Below are 361 nucleotides of genomic sequence, written 5' to 3' on the forward strand. Positions count from 1 at the left end.
TACCCGATGTATTGCCAAAGGAAAAGCGCATAGCCAGTATGAATTTGGGAATAAGGTAGGTTTGATAACCACCGCCAACAAAGGCAAGAAAATCATTCTCGGGATTAAAGCATTTTTGCAAACTCCTTACGATGGTCACACCATAGAACCACTTTTGGAACAGATGGAAACCGGTGGTCAAAAGCTCCCAAAAGAACTCGTTTACGATAGAGGTGGCAGAGGAAAATCAGAAATAAAGGGCGTGAAAATCTCCATCCCAAGCACTCCAAGAAAAAAAGACACTGCTTATCAAAAGCAGACAAAGCGCAAAAAATTTAGAACCAGAGCGGCAATAGAACCTATCATCGGACATTTAAAAACC

The 361-nt window shown here is 41.6% G+C and carries 1 pseudogene; it reads left to right on the forward strand.

Annotation, left to right across the window (positions count from 1 at the left end):
- Positions 1–361: pseudogene (locus QWI17_RS14925) on the forward strand (IS5/IS1182 family transposase); the annotation flags it as partial.

The sequence above is a fragment of the Gilvimarinus gilvus genome, from assembly GCF_030518155.1.
Taxonomy (GTDB): Bacteria; Pseudomonadota; Gammaproteobacteria; order Pseudomonadales; family Cellvibrionaceae; genus Gilvimarinus; species Gilvimarinus gilvus.